At 59.8% G+C, this 20281-nt stretch carries 18 protein-coding genes; 14 read left to right on the forward strand and 4 right to left on the reverse strand.

The window, feature by feature from the left end; genetic code table 11:
- Nucleotides 1–1467 carry a cobyric acid synthase gene (locus NQ014_RS01905; RefSeq protein WP_257073323.1) on the forward strand — a complete coding sequence of 489 codons (1467 nt, stop codon included), beginning with the start codon at nucleotides 1–3 and terminating at the stop codon, nucleotides 1465–1467.
- On the opposite strand, the gene mtr is transcribed toward NQ014_RS01905, so the two are convergent.
- Nucleotides 1464–2888 (reverse strand): mycothione reductase, encoded by a 1425-nt coding sequence (gene mtr, locus NQ014_RS01910; protein WP_257073324.1) that lies wholly within the window; start codon nucleotides 2886–2888, stop codon nucleotides 1464–1466. The two genes, NQ014_RS01905 and mtr, sit on opposite strands and share 4 nt — an antisense overlap.
- Before the next feature lie 69 nt (nucleotides 2889–2957).
- A complete protein-coding gene (locus NQ014_RS01915; protein WP_257073325.1) occupies nucleotides 2958–3998 on the reverse strand; it encodes an alpha/beta hydrolase in 1041 nt (346 codons plus the stop codon).
- 163 nt (nucleotides 3999–4161) lie between these two features.
- Between NQ014_RS01915 and mqo the strand changes: the two genes are divergently transcribed.
- The 7 genes from mqo to NQ014_RS01950 all read left to right on the forward strand — a co-directional run bounded on the left by mqo (nucleotide 4162) and on the right by NQ014_RS01950 (nucleotide 11034).
- Nucleotides 4162–5658: a malate dehydrogenase (quinone) gene (mqo, locus tag NQ014_RS01920; protein ID WP_257073326.1), complete on the forward strand. Its 1497-nt coding sequence runs from the start codon at nucleotides 4162–4164 to the stop codon at nucleotides 5656–5658.
- A gap of 93 nt (nucleotides 5659–5751) precedes the next feature.
- Nucleotides 5752–6903: an ATP-binding protein gene (locus NQ014_RS01925; RefSeq protein WP_257073327.1), complete on the forward strand. Its 1152-nt coding sequence runs from the start codon at nucleotides 5752–5754 to the stop codon at nucleotides 6901–6903.
- Nucleotides 6904–7009: 106 nt separating this feature from the next.
- A complete protein-coding gene (locus tag NQ014_RS01930; RefSeq protein WP_016422575.1) occupies nucleotides 7010–7687 on the forward strand; it encodes a VWA domain-containing protein in 678 nt (225 codons plus the stop codon).
- On the forward strand, nucleotides 7668–8288 hold the full coding sequence (gene cobO, locus NQ014_RS01935; protein WP_257073328.1) for a cob(I)yrinic acid a,c-diamide adenosyltransferase: 621 nt from the start codon (nucleotides 7668–7670) through the stop codon (nucleotides 8286–8288). The genes NQ014_RS01930 and cobO overlap by 20 nt, the downstream gene beginning before the upstream one ends.
- Nucleotides 8282–9658 carry a cobyrinate a,c-diamide synthase gene (locus NQ014_RS01940; protein ID WP_257073329.1) on the forward strand — a complete coding sequence of 459 codons (1377 nt, stop codon included), beginning with the start codon at nucleotides 8282–8284 and terminating at the stop codon, nucleotides 9656–9658. Before cobO ends, NQ014_RS01940 begins: the two co-directional genes overlap by 7 nt.
- Nucleotides 9659–9668: 10 nt before the next feature.
- Entirely contained in the window at nucleotides 9669–10760 is a 1092-nt protein-coding gene (cobA, locus tag NQ014_RS01945; RefSeq protein WP_257073330.1) for a uroporphyrinogen-III C-methyltransferase, read from the forward strand.
- A complete protein-coding gene (locus NQ014_RS01950) occupies nucleotides 10753–11034 on the forward strand; it encodes a hypothetical protein (RefSeq protein WP_257073331.1) in 282 nt (93 codons plus the stop codon). Before cobA ends, NQ014_RS01950 begins: the two co-directional genes overlap by 8 nt.
- On the opposite strand, the gene NQ014_RS01955 is transcribed toward NQ014_RS01950, so the two are convergent.
- The gene (locus NQ014_RS01955) at nucleotides 11031–11768 is read right to left on the reverse strand and encodes a YaaA family protein (protein ID WP_257073365.1); all 738 of its coding nucleotides are present in this window, start codon (nucleotides 11766–11768) and stop codon (nucleotides 11031–11033) included. The genes NQ014_RS01950 and NQ014_RS01955 overlap by 4 nt on opposite strands.
- Nucleotides 11769–11828: 60 nt before the next feature.
- On the opposite strand from NQ014_RS01955, the gene NQ014_RS01960 reads away from it, so the two are divergent.
- The gene (locus NQ014_RS01960) at nucleotides 11829–13601 is read left to right on the forward strand and encodes a proline--tRNA ligase (protein WP_257073332.1); all 1773 of its coding nucleotides are present in this window, start codon (nucleotides 11829–11831) and stop codon (nucleotides 13599–13601) included.
- Here NQ014_RS01960 and NQ014_RS01965 read toward each other — a convergent pair.
- Nucleotides 13598–14563 (reverse strand): ferritin-like domain-containing protein, encoded by a 966-nt coding sequence (locus tag NQ014_RS01965; RefSeq protein ID WP_257073333.1) that lies wholly within the window; start codon nucleotides 14561–14563, stop codon nucleotides 13598–13600. The genes NQ014_RS01960 and NQ014_RS01965 overlap by 4 nt on opposite strands.
- A 100-nt stretch (nucleotides 14564–14663) precedes the next feature.
- On the opposite strand from NQ014_RS01965, the gene rimP reads away from it, so the two are divergent.
- From rimP to NQ014_RS01990, 5 genes are all read left to right on the forward strand, one after another.
- Nucleotides 14664–15236 (forward strand): ribosome maturation factor RimP, encoded by a 573-nt coding sequence (gene rimP / locus NQ014_RS01970; protein WP_257073335.1) that lies wholly within the window; start codon nucleotides 14664–14666, stop codon nucleotides 15234–15236.
- On the forward strand, nucleotides 15233–16219 hold the full coding sequence (gene nusA, locus NQ014_RS01975) for a transcription termination factor NusA (protein ID WP_257073337.1): 987 nt from the start codon (nucleotides 15233–15235) through the stop codon (nucleotides 16217–16219). The genes rimP and nusA overlap by 4 nt, the downstream gene beginning before the upstream one ends.
- A 171-nt stretch (nucleotides 16220–16390) precedes the next feature.
- Entirely contained in the window at nucleotides 16391–16783 is a 393-nt protein-coding gene (locus NQ014_RS01980; protein ID WP_257073339.1) for a YlxR family protein, read from the forward strand.
- 129 nt (nucleotides 16784–16912) lie between these two features.
- A complete protein-coding gene (infB, locus tag NQ014_RS01985) occupies nucleotides 16913–19753 on the forward strand; it encodes a translation initiation factor IF-2 (RefSeq protein WP_257073341.1) in 2841 nt (946 codons plus the stop codon).
- A 20-nt stretch (nucleotides 19754–19773) separates the two neighbouring features.
- Entirely contained in the window at nucleotides 19774–20193 is a 420-nt protein-coding gene (locus tag NQ014_RS01990; protein ID WP_257073342.1) for a hypothetical protein, read from the forward strand.
- Nucleotides 20194–20281 lie beyond the last annotated feature (88 nt).

The following is a 20281-nucleotide window of genomic DNA, read 5'->3' on the forward strand; positions in this document are numbered from 1 at the left end:
GTGTTGGCTCCCGCAGCTCTGATTGCCGGTTGTACCTCAGATGCCGGCAAATCGGTTCTGGTCGCCGGCATGTGTCGGCTGCTCGCGCGCCGCGGCGTGAAGGTCGCACCCTTCAAAGCCCAAAACATGTCCAATAACTGCGCTGTCACGCTTGACGGCGGCGAGATTGGGCGCGCGCAGGCTCTGCAGGCGCTGGCCTGTGGGCTGGAGCCGGATGTCTCCTTTAACCCGGTGCTTCTCAAACCGGGCTCGGACCACACCAGTCAGGTGGTGGTCAAGGGCAAAGCCGACGGGCATGTGAGCGCTCTGACGTACCGATCGCGTCGAAAAGCGTTGCGCGGGGTAGTCGCGGAGACATTGGAAGAGCTGCGGGGGCAGTTCGATGTCGTCCTGTGTGAAGGCGCTGGCAGTCCTGCCGAGGTCAATCTGCGGGAGTCAGACATTGCCAACATGGGGTTGGCAGAGCTCGCTGATCTGCCGGTTGTGGTCGCCGGTGACATTGACCGCGGTGGGGTGCTTGCACATTTCGTCGGCACGCATGCAGTTTTGAGCCCCGAAGACCGCGCGCGGATTACCGGTTTTATCGTCAACAAGTTCCGGGGCGATGTTTCGCTGTTGACACCGGGATTGGACGTGGTGCGCGAGCACACCGGCGTGCCCGTACTCGGCGTAGTGCCTTTTATTCCGGGGCTGTGGATCGATGCGGAGGATTCCCTCGGCACAGTCGCTGGTGCGTCGGTAGGGCCGGCGAACGCACCGCTGGGCACGGAAACGTTGTCCGTGGCTGCCATTCGTTTGCCGCGCGTGTCCAACGCCACCGATATCGAGGCGCTTGGCTGTGAACCAGGGGTACACGTGCAGTGGACGGTCGATCCGTCGGTCGTTGCTCGCGCCGACCTGGTCGTGTTGCCCGGGACGAAGTCGACGGTCGCCGATCTCAAGTGGTTGCGCGAGCGTGGGCTTGACGACGTGCTGGAGAACCGAGCCGCCCGGGGGCTGCCGCTGATTGGCATCTGCGGTGGGTTCCAAATGCTCTGCACCACCATTACTGACTCGGTGGAGTCGGTAGCCGGAACCGTGAACGGGCTTGGCGTGTTCGATACCGACATTGAATTCGCGGGGACGAAGACGCTGGTGAGCCACCCGGATGGCTCTTACGAAGTCCACAATGGACAGGTTGTGCGAAGTAGCGAGGCGCCCTTTATCACTGAGCCTGAAGAAGAAGGGGCGCGGCGTGGCATGGTGATGGGCACGCACCGCCACGGCTACCTGGAAAATGATCAGGTGCGCCGTCAGTTGCTGATGGAAGTTGCAGTTGCCGTCGGTCGGGACGGATTTGAGGTCAGCTCCAATACTTCGTTTGCCGCAGAACGGCTGCGGCAGGTCGACCTGTTGGCCGATGCAGTCGAGAAGTACCTGGCTGGGCCCGCATTGGCCCAGGCCACAGGTATTGAACAGCTGGGCTAGTTATCGAACTCCAGGCCCAGGATTGCGTTTTCAATCAGCTCGGGCAATGCTGGGTGGATCCAGTGCTGGCCCTTGACAACTTCGCGCACGTCCATCTCGAAGCTCATCATCTGGATGCACTGCTGTACTAGAGTGGCAGCCTGCTCGCCGATGAAATGCGCACCCAGCAGGCGGCCGGTGGCGCGGTCCGCAATCAATTTGGCGAAGCCGTCGCGATCCTCCAGCGCCCAGCCGTAGGCAACGTCGCCGTAATTCTGCACCTTCACGGTAATGTCCGTGCCATTTTCCGCAGCCCAGGCGCGAGCTTCGTCCTCGGTCATACCGACCTGACCAATCTGCGGATGTGAGAAGACTGCCGACGGAATGTAGCGGTGGTCAAATACCCGCAGGTCGGACGGGTTCAGCACGTTGTGGAAGACAACCTTGGCCTCATGGTTGGCAATATGCTTCAGCTGGTACGGGCTAGAGACATCGCCCAGCGCCCACACACCTTCGGCAGAGGTGCGGCCGTACTGGTCAACCTTGATGCGACCATCGTCGTGCATCTCCACACCACCGGCTGCAAGGTCCATACGGTCACCGTTGGGGATGCGTCCGGTTGCCACGAGCAGGGCATCGGCTGCGAGCTCCGTGCCGTCGTCAAGCGTGACCGTGACGATCTCGCCCTCCTGGGAGAGCTCAGTGATGGAGGTGTTCATACGGATGTCAATGTCGCGGGAGGCAACCTCGTGGAAGCGCTCGGAGATAGCGGCGTCTGAGCCACGCAGCATGACATCGGAGCGCACCAACATGTGCACCTTCGTACCGAAGGAGGCGAAGACGTGCGCGAACTCGCTAGCGATGTAGCCGCCGCCGACGACGATCATTTCGCGCGGGAGCTTGTCGACGCGCATGATGTTCTCGTTGGTGTAGTAATCCACCCCGGAGTCTGCGATGAGACCCGGAACCTGAGGGCGGGAGCCTGCAGCGATGATGATGTTGTCGGCTGTGATGTCGACGGTTTCCTCGCCGATGCCAGTGCGAATAGTGCGGGGGCCGACGAACGTTGCGTGGCGGTCGTAGACATCGATATTGGGAGTCTCGTCCCCGCGGCGGTATGCCTCGCCGCCGTCCGCAATCTGGTCGACGCGCTGGGCAAAAACGCGATCCTGGATTTGCTTGAGATCAACGGAGTCGAAGGTGCCGTGCACGCCCAGGCGGCTGGCCTCGCGGATATTGCGGGCGGCATCAGCGGCCAGAACGAGCATCTTGGTGGGAATACACCCAACGTTGAGGCAAGTACCGCCGAAACGTCCTTCCTCCACCAGAGCGATACGGACATTGTCGTAGTCCGGGGCTGGAATGGAATTGCCGGACCCGGTTCCGATAATGATGACGTCGTAGTGGCGTGGGGTAGTCTCAGGCGAATTCTCAGTGGTCACAAGCACTCCTAGCATTCTGGTCAAACTAGTTTGGTTCAACCGTACTGAATGCTGATTTATTCCGAGCTCCTATTTCGAGCTGTCTCCCGGCTTGACCGCGGCAAGAAACCGGAAGGTCTCATTAAAAGCGCGGTCTAGTGCTTCGGGTGCGGAGAGATACACGTCATGGAGAGCACCCGTGATCGCGACGTTGCGAGCCTGCGGTCCCAGGTGGGAAGTGGCATCGGCAATTTGCTCAGTGTTGAGGACAGAGTCAACGCGGCTGAGCTCCGGGGTGTAGTCGGAGCCGAGAAGGTAGTTGTCCGAGTGGAGGACGAGCGTCGGCACGCCGGTGTCGATACCGCGGCTGACACGTTGCTGGCCGACGATGATGGCATTGAGCCAACGCCAGTTCTTGTCATGGCCAGCCAGCGGCTTGAAAGTAAGGTTGTACTCCCAGCGTCCCTGGTGGTCTGCGCTAATGGATTTGCCATAGCCGCCCGCAGACTGCACTGGAATAAGACTGTTGGGGCGAATCCGCGACATAACACGAGTCACCATCGAGTACACGGGAGCCTTTGCCCGGGAGACGTGCAGAGTCAGCCACGGTGAGTTCAAGACGGCAGCCGTGACGGAAATATTGGGTGCCTGCGGGCAATGGCCGCCCTTGCTTCGTAGCCAATCGAGCCAGAGCACGGCAATAAGACCACCGGTGGAGTGCGCATTAACAGTGACAGTTGTATGACCGGCGTGGTCTAACACCGCGAGCGCCCCGTTGAGATCCTCGAAGTAATTCGTTAAATCGCTGCATCCATGCCAAGTCTGCCCAGGTTGGTGCGCGCGCCCGCACTTACGCAGGTCAATGGCGTAAAAGGCGTAGCCTTCGGCATGGTACCGCTCCGCTACGTGCTTCTGGAAGAAATAGTCCGACATCCCGTGAATCCATAGAACCGCCGGACGTTTTTGGAAGTCGCTTGCCGACGAGTCGGGGCAGTAGCGGACCAATACCGCGTGTACGAATCCTTCACCGTCGGGGTCCTGGCCGAGTTCGATGACATGTTGGCTGTAGTCTTCGCCTAGGTTATCGGGGTTAAAGGTGGGGGTAACGAAATCGGGAATATCGGTAGTCACAGGGTCAAGCCTAGCGCCGATTACCGGGGGTAGTGGGAATGTGTGCCACAATAGATTATGGACTGAGACGGTAGCTCTCTTTTGCGTCTTTAGTTGTGTGCGCGCATGTGAGCGAGCGCTAGTTTGAATCACTAATCAAGTTAGTAAGGATGTTGACAGCAAAATGGCTGATAACAAGCTTCCTGCTTCCAGTGGCGACGAAGTAGATGTCGTCCTCATCGGTGCAGGTGTAATGAGTGCGACGCTGGGTGTGCTGCTCAAGGAGCTCGAGCCATCCTGGTCACAGGTTCTGTTCGAGCGTCTCGATCAGCCCGCCAAGGAGTCTTCCTCCCCGTGGAACAACGCTGGTACCGGCCACTCTGCTCTGTGTGAGCTGAACTACACGCCGGAGAAGAACGGCAAGGTCGATGTCACCAAGGCTAAGCTCATCAATGAGCAGTTCCAGGTTTCTCGCCAGCTGTGGACCTCGCTGATTGAAAACGGAACCCTGACTGACCCGAAGGAATTCATCAACCCAGTTGATCACACCACCTTCGCTCAGGGCCCGGAGCAGATGGCGTTCATGCGTCGTCGTTACGAGGCACTTGAGAAGGAGCCGCTGTTCCACGGTCAGGAGCTCATTGAGGATCCGGACCGTTTCGCTGAGTACCTTCCGCTGATGTCCGAGGGGCGTGACTTCTCCAAGCCGGTCTCCGCTATTCGTAACCCGAATGGTACGGACGTTAACTTCGGTGCACTGACCAAGCAGTACCTGGCAGCGCTGTCCGATATGGGTACTGAGATTCGCTACGGACACGAGGTCACCGGTCTGAAGCGCGACGGTTCCAAGTGGATCGTCACCGTGAAGAACCTGCACACCAAGGACGTTCGCACCCTGGTTGCCAACTTCGTCTTCGTCGGTGCCGGCGGTGACGCATTGCCGCTGCTGCAGAAGGCTCGTATTAACGAGATTCGTGGTTTCGGTGGCTTCCCGGTCTCCGGCCAGTGGCTGCGCTGCACCAACGAGGAAGTCATTGCTAAGCATGACGCCAAGGTCTACGGTAAGGCTTCCGTCGGCACGCCGCCGATGTCGGTTCCGCACCTGGACACCCGTGTTATCGACGGCAAGCGTGGCCTGCTCTTTGGTCCGTACGCCGGTTGGAACATGAAGTTCCTGAAGAACGGTAACAACCTGGACCTGATTAAGTCCCTGCGTCCGGCCAACCTGCCGTCCATGATGGGTGTTGGTGTTCAGGAGATGGGGCTGACTAAGTACCTGATTACTGAGGTTCTGAAGGACTTCGACGCACGTGTTGAGTCCCTGCGTGAGTACGTCCCGAATGCTCGCCCAGAGGACTGGGAGCTGATTGTCGCTGGTCAGCGCGTCCAGGTTATTAAGCCGATGAAGGCTCCGGTCTTCGGTACCCTCGAGTTCGGTACCGCGGTCATCAACTCGTGGGACGGCACCATTGCCGGCCTGATGGGTGCATCCCCGGGTGCTTCCATCGCTCCGGCCGTGATGATCAGCCTGATTGAGCGCTGCTTCGGTCGCCACATGGGCAAGTGGGCTCCGAAGCTGAAGGAGCTCGTCCCGTCCTACGGTACGCACCTGGCTGATGACCCGGCTCTGTTCAAGGAGGTCTGGGAGGCTTCCCAGAAGGCCCTGAAGCTGGAGCGCTAATTACTCGCTGAAGTATTTCAAAGAGTTCAATTAAGCCAACATTGTTCTACCCCGCTGTGAGTCATCCACTCGCAGTGGGGTAGAACTGTGTTTATGGAAAAAATCACGTCAGCGACCACTGCACAAACAGAGCCCACTTTTCCTTTTACTGCGATTGTCGGGCAGCAGCGACTACAGCTTGCGTTGATTCTGACCGCCCTATCCCCGGAGATTGGTGGCGTGGTCATCCGCGGTGAGAAGGGCACAGCCAAGACCACTACGGTCCGTGCGTTGGCACCATTTCTCAGCGGATCGTTGGTGAACCTGCCACTCGGCGCTACGGAAGATCGAGTCGTAGGCTCCATCGATGTGGAGACCGTCCTGACTACCGGACACGCACAGTTCAATCCGGGACTACTCAGCGCGGCTGACGGTGGCATTCTCTATGTCGACGAGATTAACCTGCTGCCGGATCACCTCGTTGATTCCGTTCTCGATGCCGCAGCCACCGGTCGCGTGGTTGTCGAACGCGATGGCATCTCGCACTCTGCAACCTCCAGGTTCGTGTTGGTCGGCACGATGAACCCGGAAGAGGGCGAATTGCGTCCGCAGCTTCTCGATCGCTTTGGTCTCGCCATTGACGTCACCGCGTCCAAGGATCCGGGTGTCCGCGCGGAAATCGTCGCCCGTCGCCTCGACTTTGACGCCCACCCGGAGAGCTTTGTCACGCGGTTCGCCGCCGACGACGAGGCACTGCACGCTCGCATCGATCGCGCACGCGCACTGCTTGACGACGTCGAATTGACTCCCAGCATTCTCGGTCAAATTGCCACCGTGTGCGCTGCTTTTGATGTAGACGGGATGCGGGCCGACATCGTCATTGCACGTACCGCCCGCGCTCACGCTGCCTGGCGAGTAGCCGGGGACGAGTCGGCGCAGCCGGCACCCGGCAATCCAATTGAGATCACTGCGGAAGACATTAAGGTAGCTGCGGAAATGGCACTGCCGCACCGTCGTCGCCGTGACCCCTTTGATGAACCAGGACTGGACCAGGAACAGCTCGACGATGCTCTTCAGGATGCAGAGGAGCAGTTCCGAGATGACCAGAATCAGCCAGAGTCGAGTCCGGAGTCGGATCCAGAGCCCGAGGCTGAGCAGGCCTCCCAGTTCGACTCCAACTCCGAACCTCAGGAGCCGCAACAGTCGAATTCCACGGAATCGAAGGGAGGTCGCGCCGCTGAAGGCGCCCCCTTTCGCCGTTCGTAAAATCAGCGTTGACGGTGTCGGCCAAGGGGATTCCGGTCGGCGTTCCAAGGCCATTGGACCCCGAGGGAGCACCATTGGTGCCGAGCGGGGAGGCCATGGTCTCCACGTGCCGGCGACAGTATTGGCGGCGGCCAATCGTGGCGCCCGCATGGGTGACTCCATGATTCCCCTGGAACCGGAGGACGTTCACGGCGCTATCCGACAGGGAACTGAGTCCAATCTGGTCGTCTTTGTCGTGGACACGTCGGGTTCCATGGCAGCACGCGACCGACTGGCAGCCGTCACCGGCGCGGTCACTTCGCTGCTGCGTGATGCCTACCAAAGCCGCGACAAAGTCGCTGTCATTACTTTCCGCGGAAATAACGCCGAATTGGTTTTACCGCCGACGAAGTCTATCGACACCGCAGTACGTCGCCTCGCAGATGTCCGCACTGGTGGCCGAACTCCATTGGCCGAAGGATTGCTGAAGGCACACGAAGTGGTAGTTCGGGAAGCCCATAGGGAGCCCACACGGCGCGCAATCATGGTGTTGCTCTCCGACGGCCGAGCAACAGGTAAAAATGGCCTGCAGCAGGCGAGGGCTGTGGCCGCAAAGATCCGTCGTCAAGCGTTGGCGGCGACGGTGGTTATCGACTGTGAGCGCTCTCGCGTGCGGCTGGGGCTGGCACAGGAACTCAGCGTGGAATTGGGTGCGACCTGCATAAACCTCTCCGAACTCAATGCCGAAGCCGTGGCGGGTGTGGTCCATGCCTATCATCGAGACCATGGCACAAGGAAAGCTTGACCCCAAATCAATTCCCAACGATGGACTGACCACCAGGCAGCGTCGCATGATTCCGATTACTGCGGTGCATACGGGCCCAGGTAAGGGCAAGTCGACCGCGGCATTCGGTATGGCGATGCGCGCGTGGAATCAGGGGATGAATATCGGTGTCTTCCAGTTTGTGAAGTCGGCAAAGTGGAAGGTTGGCGAGGAAGCTGTCATGCGCCGGTTGGGCGAGCTTCACGACGATACGGGGGAAGGCGGCCCGGTCGAATGGCACAAGATGGGCGAAGGTTGGTCTTGGTCGCGTAAGCAGGGCACCGAGGAGGACCATGCGGCAGCTGCTGCCGAGGGATGGCAGGAGATTAAGCGGCGCCTGGAAAATGAGGTGCACGATTTCTACGTCCTCGACGAGTTCACCTACCCAATCAAGTGGGGTTGGATTGATGTCGACGATGTGGTGAAGACATTGAGGAGCCGTCCTGGCCGCCAGCATGTGGTGATGACTGGCCGCGATGCGGATTCGAAGCTCGTGGAGGTCGCGGATCTGGTGACGGAAATGACCAAGATTAAGCACCCGATGGATGTCGGACGTAAGGGACAAAAGGGCATCGAGTGGTAGCGCCTGGAATTGTCATCGCGGCGACAGCATCAGGCACGGGAAAGACGACAATCTCCACGGGTCTGATGCGTGCACTGTCGCGCCGTCACGCGGTGGCACCTTTCAAAGTTGGACCCGACTATATTGATCCTGGCTATCACGGGGTAGCCGCTGGTCGTCCCGGGCGCAATCTGGATTCGTTCATGTGCGCGCCTGAGATGATTGGGCCGCTCTACGCGCACGGAGCTGCCGACAGCGATATTGCGGTGGTCGAAGGTGTTATGGGACTTTTCGACGGCCGCATTGGTGACGACCCGCTATCGGTGGAGGGTTCGACAGCTGAGATTGCCTCGCTGTTGGGACTTCCGGTGGTGTTGGTTATTGATGCCCGGCATATGTCGCAGTCGGCGGCGGCTGTCGTCCACGGTTTCTCCACGCTTCGCACTGATGTCCGTGTCAGTGGCGTGATTATTAATCAGGTGGGTAGCCCGCGGCATGCGGACATCATTACCCGTTCTGTGGAGGCCATGGGTGTCGAGGTGCTCGGCGCTATTCCGCGAGTGACTGATATTGAGGTGCCCAGCAGGCATTTGGGTCTGGTTACTGCAGTCGAGCAGGGGGAGCAGCTAGAAGCGGTCATTGAATCGATGGCCAACTTGGTGGAGACCTACATCGACATCGACCGGATTATCCAGTTTGCCCGGCAGCCCTATCCAGCTGAACCATGGGACCCCGCACAGTTTGTTGCACCGCTGGTTCATAATCGCCGCGTGCGCGTGGCGGTCGCGGCGGGTCCTGCGTTCTCGTTTACCTATGCAGAGCACCGTGAGCTATTGCAGGCCGCTGGAGCCGAGGTCGTGGATTTTGACCCATTGGTTGACGAACTGCCGGAAGCCGAAGGCTATATCGTGCCCGGTGGATTCCCTGAAGAGCATGCCGACGCGCTATCTATTCGTGATGACATTCGCCGCGATCTACGTCAGGTTGCCGATAATGGTGCGCTGATTCACGGCGAATGCGCGGGGCTGCTCTGGCTGCTTGAAGATCTCGGTGGGCGCCGTATGTGTGGCATCATCCCGGGGCGAGCGCACATGGCACGGTTGAAACTGGGGTACCGGGAGGCTGTGGCGCTGACTGATTCTGCGCTGTGCCCGGTAGGAAAGCGCGTGCGCGGTCACGAGTTCCACAAGACAGCCCTCACCGATGACACCGCAAGTGTCGCTGCTGCGGCCGGGTGGCAACCAGCCTGGGGTTGGCGCGGATATCAAGGCGAGACAGTTCGCGACGGCTTCGTTTCCGAGTCTGGGCGGATTCATGCCGGTTACCTGCATGTTCATCCGGCGGGTGCGCCGGGGAACGTCAGTCGCTTTGTCGCTTCGTGCGCCGGGTAAAGTGTTAGCTATGAGTTTGCTTCTCAAAGACTACGGTGTGTTGGTGATTGGTGGTTCCACGGCTGCAGAGCGCGTGATTCCTCGGCTGTTGGACTCTGGCGCTGATGTCACTGTGTGTGAAGGTGGGGAAGTAACAACTGCGATTGAGGCCTGGGCTGCAGACGGCCGTATTACTTTGACCCGCACCGGTTTTACCGAGGCGATGAGCTGGGGCAAGGCTCTCATGGTCTGCTGTGACGAGACGTTGCTGCGTGAGGTGACTCTAGAGGGACACCGCCGAGGTATTCTCGTCGACGATGAAACCGGGGCTTCCAGCCCGCTTACTCCTGTGGCGCTGACCGGTCGTCGTGCGTCGCGGGCTGGGGACCTCGCTGGTCAGGTCGCACTCGTAGGCGGTGGCCCGGGCGACCCCGGTCTGATTACCGTTGAGGGGCGTCGCCTGCTCCGGCTTGCCGACGTTGTCGTTGCAGACCACCTCGGTCCACTGTCCCTGCTCGGTGACTTGGAGCCGGATGTCGAGATTATTGATGCCGGCAAGCTTCCTTACGGCCGCGCCATGGCTCAGGAGCGTATCAATGAACTGCTAGTCCATCGTGCCCGCGAGGGCTACTTTGTGGTTCGGCTCAAGGGCGGCGATCCGTACATCTTCGGCCGCGGTTTTGAAGAGCTTCAGGAGCTGCAGAAGGCAGGGGTACCGGTTCGCGTTGTTCCGGGTATTACTTCAGCACTGGCGGTACCGGGGACGATTGGCATCCCAGTTACCATGCGTGGCGTCAACCACGAATTCACTGTCGTGTCCGGTCACGTCCCACCGGGGCACAAGACGTCCCTGGTCAATTGGGATGCGCTGGGCCGGATGCACGGCACTATTGCCATCATTATGGGAGTTAAGAACGGGCCGAAGATCGCCGAGGCTTTGATGAAGGCCGGCCGCAGCCCGAAGACTCCGGCTGCGGTCATCCAGGACGGCACGCTGCCGAATCAGAGGTCGCTACGCTGCACGCTCGGCGAGCTTGGCGAGAAAATGGTCGAAGAGGCAATCAAGCCGCCCGCCGTTATCGTCATCGGTGAAGTCGCCGGTTTGGATGAGGGCGATGAGTAAGAACAACAAGTCGAGCAACAACAAGTCGAAGAAGCGTGAGCCAGAGCAGCAAAAGGCAGGGCTTGTTACCCGACTGCTCGCCGACGATCAGCTGCGTAGCGCCATCTGGATGGGCGCTGCGACCTTCCTGGTGTTCTACCTCGGAGCCATGATCATCTTCCGCCTCCTTCTCCTCGGCGGAGAAGGCTCGCGATACGACAGCATTTTCATCGCTGTTATCGCTCTGATTGCCGCCATTGTGGCAGGCCGAAAGCGCTACAACGACGACATTTAGTTTTCCGGGACGCGGAAGATGAGGGTGTCGTCGTCAAGCGAGACGTCGTATCCTGCGGCGCGTGCGATGTCGACGGCCTCTGTGGGGGAGGTCGGTGTCGTGTCGGAAAGGGCGATGGCGCGGGCAAATAGGCCCTTGTAGTGCTTGTTGAAGTGGCTGACGATTTTGCCCTCGGCGGTGAGCACGGTCATCGTTGTCGCGCTCTTGACTTTGCCCAAATTGGCGTAGGTGCCGGAACGAAGGTCGATGAGGAAGTCGACATCATTGAGAGCCTCGGTGATGGCGGTGCCCCAACGGCGCTTCATTGTGGGAGCCGCGTCGGCAGGCTGATCCGCGAAGGGGAGCTTGACCGTACCAGAGAGACGGTAGTGGGGGATGAGGTCGTCTCCGCCAATGGCACCGAAGAGTGCTGACCCGATGGCGAGTCGAGCACGGCCGGTTTCCGGCAAATCGCTGGGGGAGAGTGCGTCGTAGAGCACCCCGGTATAACGCTCGAGAGCCGGCATGGTCGGCGACTCTAGGAGCGCGGCATTAGCTGTGACTTCGTCAGCAAGCCGTGGCCCCAGCTTCAGTGTTTCCATCGCAGCTTCCCTGTTCGCACTTAACTCCACGAGATCGGCTGCAATGCGCTCGCGGATGGGGTTGAGGGAGCCGAAGCTCAGCGAGGAAAAGTCCACTGCGGGATGGCTGCCACCAGTGGCTTTGGTTTCAGATGGGGGTAGGACTACGAGCATGGGCACCATAGTAATGCCCCGCATGTTGCGAAGAATGATCGACGGGTAAAATCAGCATTCATGATTACGCGAATGTCCCAGCTGTTCCTGCGCACACTGCGCGAGGATCCAGCTGACGCCGAGGTCCCTAGCCACAAGCTGCTCGTCCGTGCCGGCTACATCCGGCGAACTGCCCCTGGTGTGTACTCCTGGCTGCCACTGGGCTTGAAGGTTCTGCGCAACGTAGAGAAGGTTGTGCGCGAGGAGATGGAAGGCATTGGCGCACAGGAGCTGGCATTCCCTGCACTGCTCCCGCGTGAACCGTACGAGGCGACGAATCGGTGGACCGAATACGGCCCCGAGCTGTTCCGTCTGAAGGATCGCAAGGGCGCGGACTACCTGCTGGGGCCGACGCACGAAGAGATGTTCGCGCTGGCTGTCAAGGATCTTTTCAGCTCCTACAAGGATTTCCCGACGACGCTGTTTCAGATTCAGACCAAGTACCGCGACGAGGCTCGCCCGCGCGCTGGTATTCTGCGTGGCCGCGAGTTCGTGATGAAGGACTCTTATTCCTTCGACATGGACGACGAGGGGCTGGAGAATTCTTATCAGCAGCACCGCGGTGCCTACCAGCGAATTTTTGACCGGCTGGGCATTAAGTACGAAATCTGCCACGCCACCTCCGGCGCTATGGGCGGTTCGGCCTCCGAGGAGTTCCTGGCTGTTAGCGAAAGTGGCGAAGACTCCTTCGTAGTCTCCACCGACGGTGAGTACGCCGCCAATGTGGAAGCCGTGAAGATTCCGGCAGTTGAACCGCAGCCGATTGAGGGACAACCGGAGGCGAAGGTTTACGAGTCTCCGAACTGCACCACAATCGCAGCACTTGTTGATTGGGCCAATGGTGCGGACCTCGGACGCGAGGTCACTGCTGCCGATACTTTGAAGTGCGTTCTCGTCGCCGTCGACCCGAAGAAGGTCGATAAGGAGGGCAACGCCCTGCCGGAACAGCTCACCGCAATCCTGGTTCCCGGTGACCGTGAGGTCGATGAAAAGCGTCTTGAAGTCGCATTTGAACCGGGTGAGGCGCGCTTGCTGGAGGACAAGGACTTCGCAGCCAATGACTTCCTGATCAAGGGCTACGTCGGCCCGCAGGGGCTCGCCGATCGCGGTGTGAAGGTCCTAGCTGACCCCCGCGTGGCGGAGGGCACAAATTGGATTACAGGAGCCAACGAGGAAGGCAAGCACATCGTCGATGTGGTCACTGGTCGCGACTTCCAGATTGACGGTATTTGCGATGTCGCAGAGGTGCGTGACGGCGACCCGGCTCCGGAGGGGCATGGCACGCTAAAGATCGAGCGCGGAATCGAGATCGGTCACATTTTCCAGTTGGGCCGCAAGTACACCAACGCCTTTGAAATCGACATCCTCGATGTCAACGGTAAGCGTGCTCGTCCGACGATGGGGTCCTACGGCATTGGCGTGTCCCGCCTGGTCGCTGTCCTCGCAGAACAGCAGTTGGATGAAAAGGGCCTCAAGTGGCCAGTTGCCGCGGCACCGTACAAGGTTCACATCGCTGTGGCCGGCAAGAACGCCGAAGCAGCTGAGGCCGCTGAACAGCTGGCGGAAGACCTCAGCCAGCAGGGCATTGAGGTGCTTTTCGACGACCGTCCGAAGGTCAGCCCCGGTGTGAAGTTCAAGGACGCCGAGCTGCTGGGTATGCCGTTTGTGGTCATCTTTGGCCGTGGCTACGCGGACGGCAAGGTGGAGCTGCGTAACCGCCTGACCAACGAGACCGACGAGGTCGCCGCTGACGGCATTGCAGCTCACGTCGCGGAGCTGGTTCGCAAGGCTTAGAGCCCGGGCAACGGCTCCAAGTTGTTGCCACCTAGCGCTGCCGCTCCGGCGGCAGCCACGCCAGCTGCCTGCAGTGCGAACATACGCATCCGAGGATTATTAGCAGCGAGCAATACGTCTTCCCACGCCTGGGCACAATAGCGCTCCAATGCAATCATGTAATCGACGGGTGCCGTATCTGGCGAAGGAGCGCCTTCCGGCATATAGCCAGGTGCGCTCTCCGGCACCTCAACGTCGGAATCCTCCAAAATTAGTCGGGCACGATCGCGCAAAATTCGGTGGCGCTCGCCACGGGCCAAAAGTGCAGTAGTGGTATCGCCTCCGACACGTGGTGCGGCTACGCCGACACCGTAAATCATCATGTATTCGGCTTGCAGTGCCTTAGTCATCTGTTCTTCGGCACCCGAGATTTCATCCCTGTCACTGGGAATCAATGGGACAAGCTCCTCCCACTCAGCGCCCGCAACACGCAGAGCGAGGACGATACCGCCATCGACAGCCGTGGCGAGGCGCGCAGTGTGCTCCTCCCGCAATGCAGTGCGTGAATCCAGGGCATTCGTCAGTACGGGATTGTTTCGCGAGTCCGTGAGCAGTAGCTTCGCGTCGGAACCGGTAACCAGGGATCCTGGGACTGCTACGTCCGAGCCACATTCATCGACAGGTTTACCGTCCTTGTGGGTGCCGCAGGCGCGTGTGATTTCCTTATCCAGTTCGGTAACCTGCGCGGAGCGCACCGCTGCGAGGTCAGGATTGGCGTCGATAAGCGACTGTGCATCGCGCGCCGCGAGCGCGTGGAGAACCTCAATGGCGTAATCGGGGCGCGGTGCCACCAGATGCGAGCACGCGGAAAGCGCAGGAAGTGATCCCACGGCGAGGGCAGCAGCGAGGAAGCCACGGCGCGAGAGAGTACGAGTGCGATGCGATGCGGAAGCAAAACTGGGGGAGGGAGGTTCAACAATCACCTCACTATGGTGCCACGCCGGCCGACACTTTGTGTCAATGCGGTGCGGGAAAGTGCCCAGGTGCGCAATTCCTAGTACTTGACCTGTAGACTCTACGACTATGGCGATACCCGCACCCGAGAAAATTGAACAGTTTGTGAGCCCGGCGCTCGCACAAATCGGCCTGGATGTGGAAGATGTCAAGGTCGTTCGCGCCGGCGCAAAGTCACAGGTCATTGTGTTAGTTGACGCAGATGAGCGTCCTGACCTCGATGTTCTGGAACAGGCCACGCATGAAGTATCTTCGGCTCTGGATGCCGCGGAGGCACGTGGTGAAGCGGACTTCGGCGCTCAGGGCTACACCTTGGAAGTTTCCACTCCTGGTATTGACGCACCGCTGACTCAGCCTCGGCACTGGCGTCGTAACCGTGGTCGTATTGCGGAGATTTCGCTTGCCGACGGTTCCGCGATTGCAGCCCGCATTGGTGCGGTGTCGCCGGATGAAGAATCCATCATTCTCGTTACTTCTAAGGGGCCAAAGGGACGTTTGAAGGCTGTTGGTCAGCGTGTCCAATTAACCAATGTGGCCCGTGCAGTGGTACAAGTTGAATTCTCTAATCCGCCCGCAGCCGAGAAGGATTTTGCGGGACTAGACTATGACGATGCCTTGACCAGGCTGGAGGATAACAAGTGAAGATTGAACTAGCTGCCCTGCGAACCTTGGAAAAGGAAAAGGGTATTCCTGTCGACGAAATGCTGGGACTGGTCGCCCGAGCATTGCGTGAAAGCTACCGTAATACCACCGCACCGGCACAGTATGCGCGCGTCGAAATCGACCGTGAGAACGGTGACGTCATAGTCTTTGCCCAGGAGCGAGACGACGAGGGCAATCTCATCTCCGAATGGGACGACACGCCGGAAGACTTCGAGCGTACCGCTGCATTCGCTGTTCGTCAGACCATCCTTTCCCGTCTGCGGGATGCAGAGAGCGACAAGGTTCTCGACGAATACGCAGACCTGTCTAACCAGGTCATTTCCGGCGTGGTCCAGCGTGATGTCTATGCCAATGAAAAGGGCATTGTGGTCGTCCACATCGGTTCGGAGGCCAACGGCCGCGACGGTATTCTGATGCCGGCTGAGCAGCTGCCAGGTGAGGAACTCAAGCACGGTGACCGCATCAAGTGCTACGTCGTCGGTGTGAACAAGACACCGCGGGGTGTTGCGATTCACCTGTCACGCACGCACCCGGAGCTCATTCGTAAGCTCTTCGAACTTGAAGTTCCGGAAGTTGCCGATGGGGCGGTGGAATTGATTTCCATTGCGCGCGAGGCCGGTCACCGCACCAAGGTTGCTGTACGCCCCACGGTCAAGGGCCTCAACGCTAAGGGCGCCTGCATTGGGCCCCGCGGTCAGCGTGTGAACTCGATTATGAATGAGCTCAAGGGCGAGAAGATTGACATCATCGACTACGACGAGGATCCGGCGAAGTTCGTTGGTAACTCGCTGGCGCCCGCCAAGGTAGTTAGTGTCAAGATTTTGGACATGGACGAGCGCCGTGCACACGTTGTGGTGCCCGACTACCAGCTCTCTCTTGCTATCGGCAAGGAGGGACAGAATGCCCGTCTGGCGGCTCGTCTGACCGGCTGGCGAATCGATATCCACTCCGACGCGGAGTAGACACAACGTCAGCGTCCCAGCGGTTGCGAAAGTGGCGGGAAAGTGCCTAGGGGGTTGGCACTTTTCCGCCTTTTCGGGTTATGCTGGGAGGTGGCCAAACGACAAGGCGTGATTTTCCTATGCGAATTTTCGCGCTGAATTTCTTAGCAGGAAGGTGGGTGCGTCAGGAGTATGACGACTTCGCGGGTGATAAACCCGAATTCGACAACTCATACACCTGCACCCACACGTACCTGTATTGCAACTAAGCAGCGCCGCAATTGCTCGGAGCTGCTGCGCATTGTCGCTACCACCCGTTCAGATGGCTCAGTAGCCGTCGTTGCTGATCCGCGTCGTCGGATGCAGGGGCGAGGTGCTTGGATTACCCCAACACTAAAGGCTTGGGAGATCGCCGACAAGCGCCGTGCATTTGGCCGCGCACTGAAGGTATCTACGCAGGTAGATGCGTTTCCGGTTAAACAGTTTATCGCCACGCACTACGAAGCGGCGGAGGGTTTCGCCCCCGCTGACGATGTGCGTGTCGCTAAGCAGGGAGGCAGGAAAAATGACAACAGAAAGACCTGAACACTGATGAGCACACGATGAAGCATCAGCGATGAACGGCAATAGATAAGAGGGAGCCCTGCAGGCGCTCTCGGTGCGCGGACGAATCCGCCATCGGGCGCTGCTCGGCCCCCACTAGTGAGGAGAGCAGTGTCCGGAAAGCTACGTGTCCATGAGCTCGCTAAACAGCTCGGGGTCACCAGCAAAGAACTACTCGCCGAGCTGAAGGCTCAGGGCGAGTTTGTTAAGACCGCTTCTTCGACGGTGGAACCACCCGTCGTCAGGAAGATGAAGAAGGTCTACGAAGAGAAGAACGCTGGCGCAGGCGCTGACGCGTCTGCACAGGCCCCAGCGACCAAGGCTGCAGCTAAGTCTGCTGCTAAGTCGGGTGCCAAGCCAGCTGCAAAGCCAGGCGCTAAGCCTGCTGCACCAGCGGCGGCAAAGCCGGGTGCCAAGCCAGCTGCAAAGCCAGGCGCTAAGCCTGCTGCACCAGCGGCGGCAAAACCGGGTGCCAAGCCAGCAGCTAAGCCAGGCGCTAAGCCTGCTGCACCAGCGGCGGCAAAACCGGGTGCCAAGCCAGCTGCACCGTCCCGTTCGCCGAAGCCGGGACAGGAAATGCCACGCCCGCCGAAGCCTGCTGGCCCGAAGCCAGGGCCGAAGCCAGGCGCACGCGCACCGCGTGTGGCGAACAACCCATTCTCGACCGGCGGATCCTCCCGTCCGGCACCGCGGCCGTCGAACATGCCGCGTCCGCAGGGCGGTCCTGGCCGTCCGGGTCCGAAGCCGGGTGGACGCCAGGGTGGCCCTCGCCCGCAGGGTGGAAACGGCCGTCCGGGCCCGAAGCCGGGAGCACGCCAGGGTGGCCCTCGCCCGCAGGGTGGACAGGGCCGCGGTAATAAGTCGAGCAGCAATCGTCCGACTCCGGCAATGATGCCTTCGCACCCGAACCCGGGGCAGATGCCTGCAAAGGCAAGCCGCGGTGGCGGTGGCGGTGGCTTCGGCGGCCGTGGTCGCGGCCCGGGTGGCCCGGGTGGCGGACCGCGCGGTGGTCGCGGCGGACGTCGCGGTGGAACTGCAGGTGCATTCGGGCGACCAGGAGGCGCCCCGCGTCGCGGACGTAAGTCGAAGCGTCAGAAGCGCCACGAGTACGAGGCAATGCAGGCACCATCCGTGGTGGGCGGCGTTAAGCTGCCTAACGGTAAGGGCACGACCATTCGCCTCGCACGTGGTGCATCCCTGTCTGACTTCGCTGAGAAGATTAACGCCGATGCAGCATCGCTGGTCCAGGCGTTGTTCAACCTCGGCGAAATGGTGACGGCAACTGCATCGGTCTCCGACGAGACCCTGCAGCTGCTCGGCGATGAGATGGATTACAAGGTCCAGGTCGTCTCGCCTGAGGATGAGGACCGCGAGCTCCTCGAGTCCTTCGACCTCCAGTTCGGTGAGGACGAGGGCGACGATGAGGACCTGGAGCAGCGCCCGCCAGTGGTAACTGTGATGGGTCACGTCGACCACGGTAAGACGCGCCTGTTGGACACGATTCGTAAGGCCAACGTCGGTGGCCACGAGTCCGGTGGTATTACCCAGCACATCGGTGCCTACCAGGTGCCGGTGGAGCTCGACGGTGAGAAGCGCAAGGTTACCTTCTTGGATACCCCGGGTCACGAGGCGTTTACCGCCATGCGTGCTCGTGGTGCCAAGTCGACCGATATCGCGATTCTGGTTGTTGCAGCTGATGACGGCGTCATGCCGCAGACGGTTGAGGCTATTAACCACGCCAAGGCCGCTGATGTGCCGATTGTCGTTGCAGTCAACAAGATTGATAAGGAAACTGCAGATCCGCAGAAGATTCGTGGTCAGCTGACTGAATACGGTCTCACTGACGAAGAGTGGGGCGGCGACACTATGTTCGTCGATATCTCCGCTAAGCAAGGTCTCAACATCGATCAGCTTCTCGAAGCAGTGCTGTTGACTGCCGATGCTTCGCTGGATCTGCGCGCCAATCCGGATATGGACGCTCAGGGTGTCGCCATTGAGGCTCACCTTGACCGTGGCCGTGGTCCGGTGGCAACCGTTATCGTTCAGCGCGGTACGTTGCGCGTCGGTGATTCCATCGTTGTCGGTGACGCATATGGTCGTGTTCGCCGCATGGTCGATGAGTACGGCAACGACGTCGATGAGGCCGGTCCTTCCCGTCCGGTTCAGGTGCTCGGCCTGACCTCCGTACCGGGTGCTGGTGACAACCTCCTGGTTGTTGACGAGGATCGTACGGCCCGCCAGATTGCAGACCGCCGCGACGCACGTCGTCGTAATGCGCTGCAAGCACGTCGTCGCAAGCGCGTCTCCCTGGAGAACCTGGACGAGATTCTGAAGGAGACCAACACCCTCAACCTGATCCTGAAGGGCGACAACGCCGGTACCGTCGAGGCACTGGAAGAAGCCCTGCTCAAGATCGAGGTCGACGACGAGGTCGCTCTGAACATCATCGACCGTGGTGTCGGTGCTGTCACGCAGACCAACGTCACGCTGGCTGCTGCGTCTGACGCCGTCATCATCGGCTTCAACGTTCGCTCCGAGGGCAAGGCCACCGAGGTTGCCAATGCTGAGGGCGTTGACATCCGCTACTACACGGTGATCTACCGTGCTATCGAGGATGTCGAGGCTGCTCTGAAGGGCATGCTCAAGCCGGTCTACGAGGAGAAGGAGATTGGTCGTGCAGAGATTCGCGCCATCTTCAAGTCCTCCGCAGTTGGCCTCATCGCCGGCTGTATGGTCGAGTCCGGAAAGGTCCGCCGCAACGCGAAGGCTCGCCTGGTTCGTGACGGCAACGTCATTACGGATTCGGCGACTATCGAGTCGCTGAAGCGAGAGAAGGACGATGCCACCGAGGTCGCAGCCGGTTACGAGTGCGGTATGGTGCTGTCCTACCCGGACATCCAGGTGGACGACGTTATCGAGGTCTACGAGATGGTCGAGGTTCCGCGCACGTAGCGACGTAAGCTAAACACTGCGTGAACTTTGATAAGGCGCTCCCTTCGGGGAGCGCCTTTTTGCGTATCGTGTTCGTTATGGGCTTCAAAACTAATCTCCTTGCACTCTCAGATGAACTGCCGCGAACGAATATTTTGAATTATCCTCCTGCGAGCGCAGAGGAGACTCTTGCGCAATTGGACAAGATTTGGCCAGGGAAATTCGCCTTTGATTCCGAAGAAACCATTGAGGATGGTCATAATTGGTACTTCCACGCGGTAGCGTTTGGGCCAACGCTGCTTTTCGGGACCGACGACGTATACGACCTTATTGAGGACTCAGCGTTGGCGAACGATCCTCGCGAGAGTTGGTCACTGTGCATCAATAGTGTTGTCGATTTCTGCCACTACAAGACTCCTACCGGTCAAGTCCGACGGAGTGGTGTTTCTGCCTTTCGTTGAAACAAGCAGTGTGATGGCGTCAGGGACCGGCACGTGCTTGGTGCTGTGACTGGTTCATGCGACCTCCTTGGTGGTGGTGTCGGCGTCG

The sequence above is a fragment of the Corynebacterium sp. 5QC2CO genome, from assembly GCF_024580435.1.
GTDB classification, from domain to species: Bacteria; Actinomycetota; Actinomycetes; order Mycobacteriales; family Mycobacteriaceae; genus Corynebacterium; species Corynebacterium jeikeium_D.

Coding starts and splice junctions, on each gene's coding strand:
- mqo (WP_257073326.1), top strand. CDS start 4,162: ATGGCTGATAACAAGCTTCCTGCTTCCAGTGGCGACGAAGTAGATGTC.
- NQ014_RS01925 (WP_257073327.1), top strand. CDS start 5,752: ATGGAAAAAATCACGTCAGCGACCACTGCACAAACAGAGCCCACTTTT.
- cobO (WP_257073328.1), top strand. CDS start 7,668: ATGGCACAAGGAAAGCTTGACCCCAAATCAATTCCCAACGATGGACTG.
- cobA (WP_257073330.1), top strand. CDS start 9,669: ATGAGTTTGCTTCTCAAAGACTACGGTGTGTTGGTGATTGGTGGTTCC.
- NQ014_RS01950 (WP_257073331.1), top strand. CDS start 10,753: ATGAGTAAGAACAACAAGTCGAGCAACAACAAGTCGAAGAAGCGTGAG.
- NQ014_RS01955 (WP_257073365.1), bottom strand. CDS start 11,768: ATGCTCGTAGTCCTACCCCCATCTGAAACCAAAGCCACTGGTGGCAGC.
- NQ014_RS01960 (WP_257073332.1), top strand. CDS start 11,829: ATGATTACGCGAATGTCCCAGCTGTTCCTGCGCACACTGCGCGAGGAT.
- rimP (WP_257073335.1), top strand. CDS start 14,664: ATGGCGATACCCGCACCCGAGAAAATTGAACAGTTTGTGAGCCCGGCG.
- NQ014_RS01980 (WP_257073339.1), top strand. CDS start 16,391: ATGACGACTTCGCGGGTGATAAACCCGAATTCGACAACTCATACACCT.